Source organism: Pseudomonas sp. UV AK001 (assembly GCF_046097675.1).
GTDB lineage: Bacteria > Pseudomonadota > Gammaproteobacteria > Pseudomonadales > Pseudomonadaceae > Aquipseudomonas > Aquipseudomonas kribbensis.
Genome location: NZ_JBJUVZ010000005.1, coordinates 149,563 through 163,509, shown reverse-complemented (window position 1 = coordinate 163,509; position 13,947 = coordinate 149,563). Strand labels below are relative to the sequence as shown.

The window sequence follows — 13,947 nt, the reverse complement described above, 5'->3', positions numbered from 1 at the left end:
TCTGTTCTGACTCGTTCCAGCCTCAGAAGCGGAACACTTCCATATCCGTACGAATCGGCGAAGCCATCGGGATCTTCGGCTGTTTCTCGGCTTCCGCCGCCGGCGCGGCCGGTTTTGGTGCCGGTTTGCGCGGTGCTTCGGCAACCGGTGGCTGGTTGGCCAGAGGCTTGAGCGCGACCGACAGTTGTTCGGCCAGGCGCTGCAACAGGATGCCCTGGGCCTGAACCTGCGAAGCCGTGCCGCCACTGTGCAGTTCTTGCAGATGAACGATGCGGTTGTCCCGCACCTGGCCACGACGGTCGATCAGGCGCCACTGCGCGTCGAGAATCGCCGGTTGCTTGGCACCGGAATCCAGACGCGTGATGGTCAACAGCACCTGCACATCCGGGGTGAACCCGGCGGTGGCCGGTGCCAGCACTACGCGTTGACTGTCCAGATGACCGGCAACCTGACGCAGTAGCAATTGATCAATATCCGACGAAAGGCTGCCGGCCCAGCGGCCATCGACCGCAGCCTGCAGGCTGCCGTCCGGCTGACGCTGCAACAGGGTTTCACGTTGCAGGTAATCGGCAACGGTCACAGGGCCCAGCAAAACTGCCATGCCCGCGCTTTGCGCAGGCTGAGCCGGACTTCCGCTGTCCAGCTGATACAGCGACACCGGCTGGTGGACGCTGCAACCCGCCAGGCCAAGAACGCCGGCGAGCAGGAAAATAAGGGGGCGCAGAGAAGTCATCATCCCGTCCAGGTGGCCGCCACAAGGCTGACCACAGTGAAAATACTCAAAAAATATGAAGAACGCTCGGCCACGCCGGCGCTTGGAAAGGCCATATCATCCGTGAATATGCGTTCCGACTCCAGCGCCAAAGCGCCGATCTACGGGTTAAATCGAAGATCGGACGCTCTAGAGAGGCGTTCTCACTCATTTTCTCCGCCGGAGAAATCAGTGCGAATGCCCCTTGGCCGCTTAATTGAGGTTTTCGACGAGCAGCGCATCCACTCGCTGGAAGCCCCGTGGCAGTTTATTGCCACGACGACCACGCTCACCCTTGTAGTGTTCGAGGTCATCGGCTTTCAGCGAAAGGGTACGTTTTCCGGCCTGCAGCACCAAAGTGGCGCCTTCCGGAAGAACGGCGATGTCCGTGACATATTCTTCGCGACTGGCCACACGTTCACCGGAGATACCGATGATCTTGTTGCCCTTGCCCTTCCCTAATTGTGGCAGATCGCTGATTTTGAAGATCAGCAGGCGACCCTCGGTCGTGACCGAAGCCAGCCAGTTCTGCTCGCGGTCGGCCACCGGACGCGGCGCGATCACCTTGGCGTTGTTCGGCAGGCTCAACAGGGCCTTGCCGGCCTTGTTCTTGGCTTGCAGGTCTTCGCCTTTCACCACGAAACCGTAGCCGGCGTCAGAGGCGATCACGTACAGCGCGTCGTCCTCCGGCATCAGTACGCATTCGAACGTGGCGCCGGGCGGCGGCGTCAGACGGCCGGTCAGTGGCTCGCCCTGGCCCCGTGCAGAAGGCAAGGTATGGGCGGCCACCGAGTAACTGCGGCCCGTGGAGTCGATGACCACGGCTGACTGGTTGGAACGCCCCGCCGCCGACGTCTTGAAGCCGTCGCCAGCCTTGTACGACAGGCCGGTGGCGTCGATCTCATGGCCTTTGGCCGAACGAATCCAGCCTTTTTCCGACAGCACGACGGTCACTTTCTCGTTCGGCAGCAGATCGTGCTCGGTCAGTGCCTTGGCTTCGGCGCGCTCGACGATTGGCGACCGACGGTCATCGCCGTAGGTTTCGGCGTCCTTGAGCAGTTCGCTGCGAACCAGCTTCTTCAGCTTGGCTTCGCTGCTCAGCAGCGCTTGCAGCTTGGCTTGTTCCTTGAGCAGTTCGTCCTGTTCGTCACGCAGCTTCATCTCTTCCAGTCGCGCCAACTGACGCAGACGGGTGTCGAGGATGTAATCGGCCTGGATTTCGCTGAGGGCGAAGCGCTCGATCAGTTTGGCTTTCGGCTGATCCTCGGTGCGGATGATGTGGATCACTTCATCCAGGTTGAGGTAAGCGATCAGCAAGCCGTCCAACAGGTGCAGACGACGTTCGACCTTGTCGAGGCGGAATTGCAGGCGGCGACGCACGGTCAGCACGCGGAATTCCAGCCACTCCACCAGCAGCGCCCGGAGGTTTTTCAGCTGCGGCTTGCCGTCCAGACCGATGATGTTGACGTTGACCCGGTAGGTCGACTCCAGCTCGGTGCTGGCGAACAGGTGCTGCATCAGCGCTTCGTGATCGACGCGGCTGTTGACCGGGATGATCACGATGCGGCACGGGTTTTCATGGTCGGATTCATCGCGCAGGTCGGCGATCTGCGGCGCTTTCGACGGTTTGGCCTGCATCAGCGCGGCGATCTGTTCCAGCACCTTGGCCCCGGAGACCTGGTGCGGCAGCGCGGTGACGATGATGTCGCCGTCTTCGACGTGGTACACGGCGCGCATGCGCACCGAACCCTTGCCGGTTTCGTACATTTTCAGCAGGTCGGCGCGCGGGGTGATGATTTCCGCTTCGGTCGGGTAATCCGGGCCCTGAATGTGTTCGCAGAGCTGTTCGACCGTGGCTTTCGGCTCATCGAGCAGGCGCACGCAGGCGGTGGCGACTTCGCGCAGGTTGTGCGGCGGCACGTCGGTGGCCATGCCCACGGCGATACCGGTGGTGCCGTTGAGCAGGATGTTCGGCAAACGTGCCGGCAACACCAGCGGTTCCTGCAGGGTGCCGTCGAAGTTCGGGCCCCAGTCCGCAGTGCCCTGGCCCAGCTCGCTGAGCAGCACTTCGGAATAACGCGACAGCCGCGCTTCGGTGTAACGCATGGCGGCGAAGGATTTCGGATCGTCCGGCGCCCCCCAGTTACCCTGGCCATCCACCAGCGTGTAGCGATAGCTGAACGGCTGGGCCATCAGCACCATCGCTTCGTAGCACGCCGAGTCGCCGTGGGGGTGGAACTTGCCGAGCACGTCGCCGACGGTACGCGCCGACTTCTTGTGCTTGGAATCGGCGTCCAGCCCCAGCTCGCTCATGGCGTAGACGATACGCCGCTGTACCGGTTTCAGACCGTCGCCGATATGCGGCAGGGCACGGTCCATGATCACGTACATGGAGTAGTTGAGGTAGGCATTTTCGGTGAAGTCAGCCAGTGACCGGCGTTCTACACCGTCCAGGCTGAGATCAAGGGAGTCGCTCATGCGGGCCTCATCGGTTCGTTGTCTGGCGCAGCAGCATGGTGCCACCGCGCTGGGTAAATTCAAGTTTGTTCAGGGCGCTCATACCGAGCAGCACCTGGTCGCCATGCAGACCGGGCGCCACCAGTGCGCGGACGTCCCGCAGCACGATGTCACCCAGTTGCAGGCGGTCGATACGGGTGCGATAGCCCTGGCTCAGGCCATTGGCCGTGCTCAGGGTCACACCGAAACCTTCTTCCAGCCGCAGGTCTTTCGCGACCTCGGCCGGGATTGCCACGTCGGTCGCGCCGGTGTCGAGCATGAACTCCACCGGCCGGCCGTTGATCAGTCCGCTGGCGACGAAATGTCCCTGGGCGTTACCCGCCAGTTTCACTTCGATCACGCCACCCACCTGCTCCGAACTCACCACCACATTGGGATTGCGCTGGCGGTCTTCCCACTGGCCGAAAAACCGCGTGGCCAGAAACAGCGCCGCGCACCAGGCCAGAATCATCAGTACCCGACCGGCGCGCTTGCCCGGTGGCTGCTGGCTCAAGGCTTGGCACTCCAGCCACCCTCGGGGGCGGCGAAACGCCAGACGATCGGGCGGACTTCGCCATCGGCGCGAGGGCCGAAATTGTTGTCGACGCCGATCCAGGCACCGTCGGCATCAATCACCAATGCCTCTTCGAGCCCGAAGTTCTGGGCGTAGCGACGGTTGCCCTGCAACAGTTCGTCGGCATACGACCAGCAGCGCTCGACCTTGGCCGTCTGCGGATCGCGACGGCAGATCTGGTAGGCATTGCGCTCAAGGGTGAACAGCTTGCCGTTGAACAGTGACAGGTCGGAAAAGTCCCGGTTGACCGGTCTGGCTTTTGGAAACTGCGGCGGCTGCATTTCCATGCCGCCCTCGCTGAGCAATACGCAGCGACCGTCACAGTCCCACACCGTCTGCTGACGCTTGATCAGCAACAAGCCACGGTTTTGCCGTTCGGCGGCCAGCCACATCTGATCCCCCGCCGGATTGATCGCCAGGCCTTCGAAGATCGCATTGAACTGCAGCAGCATGCCGCTGGCCCGAGCCTCGCGGACCATCATCGGCGAAATCTTCAGCCACGAGGACGGCCCCTGCGGCGGGACTTGCAAAACGGCGGCGTGGCCTTCGCTGACAATGTAGCGATTGCCGGCGCTGTCGCAGGTGATCCCTTCGAAATCCAGATCGCCGCCACGGACGAACGACGCCGCCCAGGTCCGCGATTTGATGCCCCACGGCAAGCCGCTGTCGGGCACTGGCGGGGGATCGATGCGCACGGCCGTGGCCTGCCAGACCGGATCGCGGGTATCGAGACGATAGATCTGATCATCGTCGCGGTCCGAAACCGTCCACAGCTCGTTGCCACACATTGCCAGCCCCGAAAGGTTGCCGCCGCGCATGCCTTCGACCGGATGTTCGAAGAGCACGCGCAGTTCCTGCACGGGCTCGGCCGACACCGTCATCGAGCCCAGCAGCAACGCACCCGCCAGGGCCCAGCCGAAGCGCATCAGGCCAGAACCTCGGCCAGGTTGCCCTTGGATTCGAGCCAGGACTTGCGGTCGCCGGCGCGCTTCTTCGCCAGCAGCATGTCCATCATTTCCGAGGTCTGGGCGAAGTCTTCGCCAAGGGTCAACTGCACCAGACGCCGGGTGTTCGGGTCCATGGTGGTTTCACGCAGCTGCGGCGGGTTCATTTCACCCAGGCCCTTGAATCGGGTGACCTGCGGTTTGCCACGTTTCTTCTCGGCCACCAGACGGTCGAGGATCCCGTCGCGCTCGGCTTCGTCGAGGGCGTAGTAGATCTCTTTGCCCAGGTCGATGCGGTACAGCGGCGGCATCGCCACGTAGACGTGACCGGCATCCACCAATGGGCGGAAATGCTGGACGAACAAGGCGCAGAGCAAGGTGGCAATGTGCAGACCGTCGGAGTCGGCGTCGGCGAGGATGCAGATCTTGCCGTAGCGCAGCTGGCTCATGTCCTCGGCGCCCGGATCGACACCGATGGCTACCGCAATGTTGTGCACTTCCTGGCTGGCCAGCACTTCGCTGCCGTCGACTTCCCAGGTGTTGAGGATCTTGCCGCGCAACGGCAGGATCGCCTGGAACTCCTTGTCCCGCGCCTGCTTGGCCGAACCGCCGGCGGAATCACCTTCCACCAGGAACAGCTCGGAACGCATCGGGTCCTGCCCGGCGCAGTCCGCCAGTTTGCCCGGCAGCGCCGGGCCCTGGGTGATGCGCTTGCGCTCGACTTTCTTGCTCGCTTTCAGGCGACGGCCGGCGTTGCTGATCGCCAGCTCCGCCAGCGCCAGACCGGTTTCCGGGTTGGCGTTGAGCCACAGGCTGAACGCGTCCTTGACCACACCGGAGACGAACGCCGCCGCTTCACGGGACGACAGACGCTCCTTGGTCTGGCCGGAGAATTGCGGCTCCTGCATCTTCATCGACAGCACGAAGGCGATGCGTTCCCAGACGTCTTCCGGCGCCAGCTTCACGCCGCGCGGCAACAGGCTGCGGAATTCGCAGAATTCGCGCATTGCGTCGAGCAGGCCCTGACGCAGACCGTTGACGTGGGTGCCGCCCTGCTCCGTCGGGATCAGGTTGACGTAGCTTTCGGTGACCGAGGTGCCACCTTCCGGCAGCCACAGCAGCGCCCACTCGACCGCTTCCTTGGTCCCGGCCAGATTGCCGCAGAACGGCGCGTCCGGCAGGCGCTCGAATTCGCTGACCGCGTCTACCAGATAGGAGCGCAGGCCATCTTCGTAATGCCACTCGACCTTTTCGCCGGTGCCTTTGTCTTCGAAGCTGATCAGCAACCCCGGGCACAAAACGGCCTTGGCCTTGAGCACGTGCTTGAGGCGGCTGATGGAAAATTTTGGCGAATCGAAGTATTTCGGGTCCGGCGCAAAGAACACGCTGGTCCCGGTATTGCGCTTGCCGACGGTGCCGATCACTTGCAGATCGGTGGCCTTGAAGCCGTCGGCGAAGGTCATCTCGTATTCGTTGCCGTCACGCTTGACCCGCACCCGCACCTGGGTCGACAAGGCGTTGACCACGGAAATACCCACCCCGTGCAGACCGCCGGAGAACTGGTAGTTCTTGTTGGAAAACTTGCCGCCCGCATGGAGCTTGGTGAGGATCAGCTCAACGCCCGACACACCCTCTTCCGGGTGGATGTCGACCGGCATGCCACGGCCGTCATCACAGACTTCCAGCGAGTGGTCGGCGTGGAGAATGACCTGGATCGATTTGGCGTGGCCGGCCAGGGCTTCGTCGACGCTGTTGTCGATGACTTCCTGGGCGAGGTGGTTCGGCCGACTGGTGTCGGTGTACATGCCGGGGCGTTTGCGCACCGGGTCGAGGCCCGAGAGGACTTCGATGGCGTCGGCGTTATAGGAGCTAGCGCTGGGAGTGGCCATAAGGTCTCGTCGTCAGTGTTCGGTGAATAAGGAGTTAATAGGGCAACCGCTCACAGCGCGGTGAAATCGATTGCCTGAAACAAATCGGCGCCAATGCCGGCAAAACTCAGCAACGCCGGCAACTGCCCGGCAAACCCCTGAAAACTGTGGTCGCCGCCGGCCTGAATGCGCAAGGCACAGGCCCGGTAATACTGCTGGGCGTGGCGATAGTCCAGGGTTTCGTCCCCGGTCTGCAACCACACCTGATAACGCTGCGAATCCTGCGGCGCTGGCACTTCCAGTTCGGCCAGGGCCGTCACATGGTCGTGGGTCAATTCCCAGGTTTCGTCGGTGTACAGGTTTTTTTGCGTCCCCAGGTATCCGTCGAACATCCGGTGCGGACTGACGGCCGGGTTGACCAGCAGGGCTTTGAGGCCATGGCGTTCGGCCAGATGAGTCGCATAGTAGCCGCCGAGCGAGCTTCCCACCAGCAACGGTCGGCCCAGCTCGGCGATTGCCTGCTCCAGCTGACCGATGGCTTCACGGGGGTGGTGATGCAACGCCGGGACACGCAGTTGATCGCTCAAACCCAGCCGCTCTATCACCTCGACCAGCTGACAGGCCTTCTTCGAGGCCGGCGCGCTGTTGAAACCGTGGATATAGAGGATCGAACCGGACATTTGAGCTCCCTGGGTGTCGGCTAAAGAAAGCGGAGTTTACAGGGAGTCGAGGGGCGTTGGGCCAGCACCCGAGGAAATCAGCGCTGCCCCCCTGAATCAGTAGCCGTTGGAGCCGTAGTCGACCGTGAACCGGAAATCGGTGACACGCTCCACGCCCGTCTCGATCCGCCCGTCCGGCAGCAATCGCAACCAGCGATAGCCCGGCGCCTGCTCGCCGACCTTGAAGTCGACACTGCGCGGCTCGAACTGAATGCAGGTCGATGGCGAGGCGATCAGTCGCACGCCATTGCGCTCGCGGTCGATCTCCTGATGCACATGCCCCCACAACACGGCCCGGGCCTGTGGGAAACGGTCGAGCACCTCGAAAAACGCTTCGGGATTGCGCAAGCCGATCGGCTCCATCCAGGCACAATCGATCGACACCGGGTGATGATGGAAGCACACCAGATGATGCCGCTCCGGCGCTTCGCTCAGGGCACGGGCCAACAGTTGCAACTGGTCATCCTGCAAGTACCCCGGCACCGAGCCCGGCACCGCCGAATCGAGCAGGGTCACGCGCCAGTTGCCGACATCCACCACCGGTTCCAGCAGCGCACTTTGCACCGCGGCCATTTGCATGATCTGCGGTTCGTCGTGGTTGCCGGGGATCCAGCGGGCTGGAGCATCGATCTGCGCGGTCAGTTGACGAAACTGCTGGTAGGACTCCAGCGTGCCGTCCTGGGACAGGTCGCCCGTGGCAATCATCAGGTCGATTTGCGGCTGTTGTTCGAGCACCAGCTCGATGACCTTTTGCAGGCTCTCGCGAGTTTTCATGCCCAGCAGCGCGCCGTCCGCCTCGGCGAACAGATGACTGTCGGACAGTTGCACCAGCAACGCCGCATCGGCAGTGGTCAGAGTCGATACGCTCGGCAAGGCGTTCTCCCAGGGCTGGACGCCGGGTCGGAAAGGTTCGCAATTATGCTGGGGGAAGGCCCCGGGAAGAAACCGCCGAACCGGACACAGTTCACAACTTGCCGCTGTTATAGACGCTATCGAACGGCGGCGTATTCGTGACCGCAGGCCAGGCAATGACTCAGCCATTCTCCGAGGAACAGATTGAGCTGGGCCTTTTCGTCCGGCTGATGCATGGCCGCATTGGGGTAAGGATAGACGCCGCGAAAGCGCCGCGCATGTTCGGCGCTGATGACTTCGGCCATGCGCGCGTCGTGATAGACCTGCACTTCCAGCTGCGGCACCGGCAGCCACGGCAGGCTGTGTTCCTGACGCACTTGCAGGGTCGTGGTGTACGGGCAGGTCTGCAACACTTCGATGGCCAGCACGCCGAGCATCTGGTCGCCCTGGGTCACGGCGATGCGCCGTGCTTCAGGTTCGCGGCGCATGTCCGGCAACAGTCGCATCAGCCGCGCGTAGTTGGCCTCGCAGGCGGCTTGCAGGCCCACGAGGTCGACACGATAACGATCGCGCAGTTTGTTTACGACCATAACCCCCTCACTTCGGCGCGATTGAGCGCCAGCCACTGCAAGGCGATGATGCTCGCCGCATTGGCAATCCGGCCGTCGCGTACGGCCTGCAGCGCATCTTCGAATGCCCAGACCGTGACGCGGATATCTTCTGCTTCTTCCTCCAGCCCATGCAGGCCGCCGACACCCTCGGTGCTGCAACGCCCCAGAAACAGATGCACGAATTCGTTGCTGCCCCCAGGAGACGGGAAATATTGCATCATCGGCCACAACGCCTTGATGTCGAGTCCAGCTTCCTCCTGCGCTTCGCGGCGAGCAACTTCTTCCGGCACTTCTTCCTTGTCGATCAGACCGGCGACCAGTTCCACCAGCCACGGGTTGGCGGTCTTGCCCATGGCGCCGACGCGGAACTGTTCGATCAGCACCACTTCATCGCGCTGCGGATCGTAGGGCAGCAGGCACACGGCATCGTGTCGCACGAACACTTCACGATTGATCTCGCGGCTCATGCCGCCGGCGAACAGTTCGTGGCGCAAATGCACACGGTCGAGCTTGTAGAAGCCCTTGTAGCATTGTTCGCGCCGCACGATATCGATGGCGGCGGGAGTGGCTTTGGCAAGATCGGTCATGGGCATCCTCGTTTACTGCAATTCCAATACGAGGCTGCTTTTTTTGTGACGGGCAACCTCGACTTCGCGCCATCCTAACGCGCCCGCGATGTTTGATGCAGCCCCTTTACCGTCAGCGGGATGGACGGTGGAGGCGAAACCCACTCTAATTAGCTTAGTGGCGAACTGACCGCTTCACAGAGAGTCGAAGCGGTAACTTTTTGCCTTCCCCTGTTTCAGAAAGGACGCCCATGTCGCTTTTCAAAATCGCCTCCGTGGCGGCCATCGCCCTGACCCTGGGCGCCTGTGCCAGCCTGTTCCAGCCCAACTACCGCACGCCGCTGGAAACCACCCGCGACGCCTCGGAAACCCTGAAACCCGGTTGCTCCAACCCGGACTGCCCGCTGGTGAACATCGACACCCTGCACTTCCCGGCCGAGCCTGCGCTGGACGGCATCATCGAAAAACGCCTGCTGCAATTCACCCGCACCGAGCCGAACGAACCGGTGGCGCCGACCCTGGCGGCCTACCGCGAGCAGTTCCTGCGCACGGCCGGACCGCGCAACAGCAGCTATTTGCAGGCGAAAGTACGCGAGCAGCATGACGGTCTGGTGATTGTCGAAGTGTCGAGCTACCTGGACACCGGCGGCGCCCATGGCACCCCGGGCCGCGGCTTCATCAACTATTCGCGCCAGCAGCACAAGGTGCTGAGCCTGTCGGACATGCTGGTGCCGGGTCAGGAAGAAGCGTTCTGGAAGGCTGCGCAGGTCGCGCATAACAGCTGGCTGATCAGCACCAAGCTCGATCAGGAAGCGGAGTACGTGAAGAACTGGCCGTTCGTCAAAACCCCGCACGTGGCGCTGACTTACGGCGGCGTGATCCTCAAGTACGACGTGAGCACCATCGCGCCTTACGCGCTGGGCCACGTCGAACTGAAGATCCCTTACCCGCGTCTGAACGGCATCATCAAGCCCGAGCTGTTTCCCGGCCGTAACTGAAGGCCCGGCCCAGCACGAGTTGCAGCAGCCCTGCCAGGACCAGCGCCGGCAGGGTTGCGCCGACATCCGGATACAGATTGGCCAGCAGGTGATAGGTGCTGATGCCACCCAGCCAGGCCAACAGGGCCGGCCAGCGCAATGCGGCCGAAGCCACCTGGCCACTGCGCTTGCGCAGGATGAAGTGATCCACCAGCACCACGCCGAACAGCGGCGCGAACACCGAGCCGATCAGCAGCAGGAAATTCTGGTACTGCGCCAGGGGCGCGAGCAGCGCGATCAGGGTGCAGATCACACCGATGGCCAACGCCAGATGCTCGACTTTCAGACGTAGCAGAATCCCGCTGGACACCGCCGCCGAGTGAATGTCGGCAAAGGCGTTTTCCGACTCGTCCAGCAGAATCAGCAGCAGCGGAATCCCCAGACCTGCACCGGCCAGTGCCAGCAACAGCGCGTTGACTTCACCGCTCGGCGCAAAGGCCAGGGTGTAGGCGACGCCCAGGCTCATCAGCCAGAAGTTGCCGATGAAAAAACCGATGGCCGTGCCACCGAATACGTTCTTCGCCCGCTTGCCGAAACGCGAGTAGTCGGCAATCAACGGCAGCCACGACAGTGGCATCGCGATAGCAATGTCGAAGCCCACAGCGAACGGCATCGAACCATCCCCGGCCTGTGCCCACAAAGCACCCAGGTCAGCCTTGGCGAACAGGTTCCAGGTCAGCCAGATGCACGCGGCCAGAATCAGCCAGATGCCCCATTTGCGCAGGATCTTGCGCACGAACGTCAGCGGACCGCTGACCGCGAGCAATGTCGCCAGTGCACCGAAGCACAAGGTCCACAACATCGGACTGGCCCACAGCGAACCTTCGCTGAACGCACGGGTGCCGAGCAGGCTCGCCGCGTCGCGCATGACGATGATTTCGAACGAGCCCCAACCGATCAGTTGCAGCAGGTTGAGCAGCGCTGGCAGGCTCGCGCCTTTGCTGCCGAGGCTGAGTTTCAGCGCGGCCATCGACGACAGGCCGGTGTCGCTGCCGATTACGCCAACGGCGGCCAGCAACAGGACGCCAACCAGGGTGCCAAGGAAAATCGCCATCAGCGATCCCGACAGCCCCAGCCCCGGCGCCAGCAGTGCACCGGTCTGCAAGACCATCAGGCCGATGCCGAGGGAAAACCACAGGGAAAACAGATCGCGACCGCCGAATACACGCTTGTCGGCGGGCACGGCGAGGTCGGGGGAATAGGTACCGGGTTGAATGCTCAAGGGTGTTATCTCAGAGGGACATTTGTTGTTGTGTCGACCGTATTCGCGAGCAAGCTCGCTCCCACTTTGGAATGCATTCAAATGTGGGAGCGAGCTTGGTCGCGAAGGGGCCATTACAGGCCCCACCCTTTCAGGTCAGATCAAACCTTCTTGTACAGCTGACTGCCTTCCTTCTTGAACCGCTCGGCCTGTTCCGCCAGGCCTTGGGCGACGTCCACGTCGACCGCGTCGATCCGCTGGTTGGCCGCGTATTCGCGGACTTCCTGAGTGATCTTCATCGAGCAGAATTTCGGCCCGCACATCGAACAGAAATGCGCGACCTTCGCCGAGTCCTTCGGCAGGGTTTCATCGTGATACGAACGGGCGGTGTCCGGGTCCAGGCCGAGGTTGAACTGGTCTTCCCAACGGAACTCGAACCGCGCCTTGCTCAAGGCGTTGTCGCGGATCTGCGCGCCCGGATGTCCTTTGGCCAGGTCCGCTGCGTGGGCCGCGATCTTGTAGGTAATGATCCCGGTCTTCACGTCATCCTTGTTCGGCAGACCCAGGTGCTCCTTCGGCGTCACGTAGCAAAGCATCGCGCAACCGAACCAGCCGATCATCGCCGCCCCGATACCGGAGGTGATGTGGTCATAACCCGGTGCAATGTCGGTGGTCAGCGGGCCGAGGGTGTAGAACGGCGCCTCGTCGCAGCACTCCAGCTGCTTGTCCATGTTCTCCTTGATCAACTGCATCGGCACGTGGCCCGGGCCTTCGATCATGCATTGCACGTCGTGCTTCCAGGCGATCTTGGTCAGTTCGCCGAGGGTCTCCAGTTCGCCAAATTGCGCTTCGTCGTTGGCGTCGGCAATCGAGCCCGGACGCAGGCCGTCGCCCAGCGAGAAGCTGACGTCGTAGGCCTTCATGATTTCGCAGATTTCGTCGAAGTGGGTGTAGAGGAAGTTCTCTTTGTGGTGCGCCAGGCACCACTTGGCCATGATCGAACCGCCACGGGAGACGATGCCGGTCACGCGCTTGGCGGTCAGCGGCACGTAGCGCAACAGCACGCCGGCGTGGATGGTGAAGTAGTCGACGCCCTGCTCCGCCTGCTCGATCAGCGTGTCGCGGAACAGCTCCCAGGTCAGGTCTTCGGCAACGCCGTTAACTTTTTCCAGCGCCTGATAAATCGGCACGGTGCCGATCGGAACCGGCGAGTTACGAATGATCCACTCGCGGGTTTCGTGGATGTGCTTGCCGGTGGACAAGTCCATCACCGTATCCGAACCCCAGCGAATGCCCCAGGTCAGTTTCGCCACTTCTTCTTCGATGGACGAACCCAGTGCGCTGTTGCCGATGTTGCCGTTGATCTTCACCAGGAAGTTACGGCCGATGATCATCGGTTCCAGCTCGACGTGGTTGATGTTGGCCGGAATGATCGCGCGGCCACGGGCGATTTCTTCGCGCACGAACTCAGGGGTGATTTCTTTCGGGATGCTCGCGCCGAAGCTGTGGCCGGCGTGTTGCTGGTTCAGCAGGCCGGCGGCGCGGGCTTCTTGCAGCTTCATGTTTTCGCGGATGGCGACGTATTCCATCTCGGCGGTGATGATGCCTTTGCGGGCGTAGTGCATCTGGCTGACGTTGGCCCCGGCCTTGGCGCGGCGCGGGTTGTTGACGTGGGCAAAACGCAGCTTGGTCAGCTCCGGATCGGCCAGGCGTTCCTGACCGAAATTCGAGCTCAGGCCCGGCAGGCGCTCGGTGTCGCCACGGTCGTCGATCCACGCCGAACGCACATCGCCCAGGCCTTTGCGCACATCGATCACCACGTTCGGATCGGTGTACGGGCCGGAGGTGTCGTAGACGGTAACGGGTGCGTTGATTTCGCCGCCGAAGTCGGTCGGGGTCACATCGAGGGTGATTTCGCGCATCGGCACGCGGATGTCCGGGCGGGAGCCCTGAACGTAGACTTTTTGCGAACGGGTGAACGGCTGAACCGACTGCTCGTCGACCTTGGCCGAGTCACTCAGGTTGATCGCGTTTTTAGATTTTGTAGTCATCACGGGCTCTCCAGACAGCATCCAGGCAGTGGATTGTCGGAGCAGAACCTGAAAGGCACGGACGCACCAGGACTGGTGCTGTGCATCGTCGTCGAGCGTTCGATTGTCGAACAATTTCCCGGACGAAGCACAAGAGGACTCGCCGGGTGACGAGAAATCTTGTTCCCTACGCAGGCGCTAACCTGATCAGGTTCAACGGGATCCGAAATTATTCGATCTCAGCCTCATAGCAAGGCACCCCGACAAGAACCCGGCCAGTCTAGACACAACCGGCAAA

12 protein-coding genes and 1 riboswitch are annotated in these 13,947 nt (G+C 62.2%); of the genes, 1 reads left to right on the top strand and 11 read right to left on the bottom strand.

All coding sequences use genetic code 11. From position 1 onward, the window contains the following. Positions 1–22 precede the first annotated feature (22 nt). The 9 genes from ACKLNA_RS16200 to ACKLNA_RS16160 form a co-directional block, all read right to left on the bottom strand. Positions 23–733 (bottom strand): membrane integrity-associated transporter subunit PqiC, encoded by a 711-nt coding sequence (locus ACKLNA_RS16200; RefSeq protein WP_408986431.1) that lies wholly within the window; start codon positions 731–733, stop codon positions 23–25. 231 nt (positions 734–964) lie between these two features. Beyond that, the gene (gene parC, locus ACKLNA_RS16195) at positions 965–3,229 is read right to left on the bottom strand and encodes a DNA topoisomerase IV subunit A (protein ID WP_085732649.1); all 2,265 of its coding nucleotides are present in this window, start codon (positions 3,227–3,229) and stop codon (positions 965–967) included. A gap of 7 nt (positions 3,230–3,236) precedes the next feature. Beyond that, positions 3,237–3,761, bottom strand: coding sequence for a TIGR02281 family clan AA aspartic protease (locus ACKLNA_RS16190; RefSeq protein WP_114881199.1), 525 nt, complete (start codon positions 3,759–3,761; stop codon positions 3,237–3,239). After that, positions 3,758–4,747, bottom strand: coding sequence for an esterase-like activity of phytase family protein (locus ACKLNA_RS16185; protein WP_408986430.1), 990 nt, complete (start codon positions 4,745–4,747; stop codon positions 3,758–3,760). The genes ACKLNA_RS16190 and ACKLNA_RS16185 overlap by 4 nt, the downstream gene beginning before the upstream one ends. Continuing rightward, positions 4,747–6,654 (bottom strand): DNA topoisomerase IV subunit B, encoded by a 1,908-nt coding sequence (gene parE / locus ACKLNA_RS16180; protein ID WP_114881197.1) that lies wholly within the window; start codon positions 6,652–6,654, stop codon positions 4,747–4,749. Before parE ends, ACKLNA_RS16185 begins: the two co-directional genes overlap by 1 nt. Positions 6,655–6,704: 50 nt before the next feature. Continuing rightward, complete coding sequence (locus tag ACKLNA_RS16175) at positions 6,705–7,313, bottom strand: YqiA/YcfP family alpha/beta fold hydrolase (RefSeq protein WP_408986429.1); 609 nt, start codon at positions 7,311–7,313, stop codon at positions 6,705–6,707. A gap of 96 nt (positions 7,314–7,409) precedes the next feature. Then, positions 7,410–8,225, bottom strand: a complete 816-nt coding sequence (cpdA, locus tag ACKLNA_RS16170; RefSeq protein WP_408986428.1) for a 3',5'-cyclic-AMP phosphodiesterase — start codon at positions 8,223–8,225, stop codon at positions 7,410–7,412. 116 nt (positions 8,226–8,341) lie between these two features. Further along, a complete protein-coding gene (locus tag ACKLNA_RS16165) occupies positions 8,342–8,794 on the bottom strand; it encodes a DUF1249 domain-containing protein (protein ID WP_085711136.1) in 453 nt (150 codons plus the stop codon). Further along, complete coding sequence (locus ACKLNA_RS16160; RefSeq protein WP_134825273.1) at positions 8,785–9,402, bottom strand: NUDIX domain-containing protein; 618 nt, start codon at positions 9,400–9,402, stop codon at positions 8,785–8,787. Before ACKLNA_RS16160 ends, ACKLNA_RS16165 begins: the two co-directional genes overlap by 10 nt. A gap of 230 nt (positions 9,403–9,632) precedes the next feature. On the opposite strand from ACKLNA_RS16160, the gene ACKLNA_RS16155 reads away from it, so the two are divergent. Then, positions 9,633–10,379, top strand: a complete 747-nt coding sequence (locus ACKLNA_RS16155) for an RsiV family protein (RefSeq protein ID WP_408986427.1) — start codon at positions 9,633–9,635, stop codon at positions 10,377–10,379. Here the strand turns inward: ACKLNA_RS16155 and cytX are convergent. Beyond that, on the bottom strand, positions 10,348–11,640 hold the full coding sequence (gene cytX, locus ACKLNA_RS16150; protein ID WP_408986426.1) for a putative hydroxymethylpyrimidine transporter CytX: 1,293 nt from the start codon (positions 11,638–11,640) through the stop codon (positions 10,348–10,350). The genes ACKLNA_RS16155 and cytX overlap by 32 nt on opposite strands. 140 nt (positions 11,641–11,780) lie before the next feature. Continuing rightward, positions 11,781–13,670: a phosphomethylpyrimidine synthase ThiC gene (gene thiC, locus ACKLNA_RS16145; protein WP_085711132.1), complete on the bottom strand. Its 1,890-nt coding sequence runs from the start codon at positions 13,668–13,670 to the stop codon at positions 11,781–11,783. A gap of 146 nt (positions 13,671–13,816) precedes the next feature. Continuing rightward, a riboswitch (TPP riboswitch) is annotated at positions 13,817–13,922 on the bottom strand. Positions 13,923–13,947 lie beyond the last annotated feature (25 nt).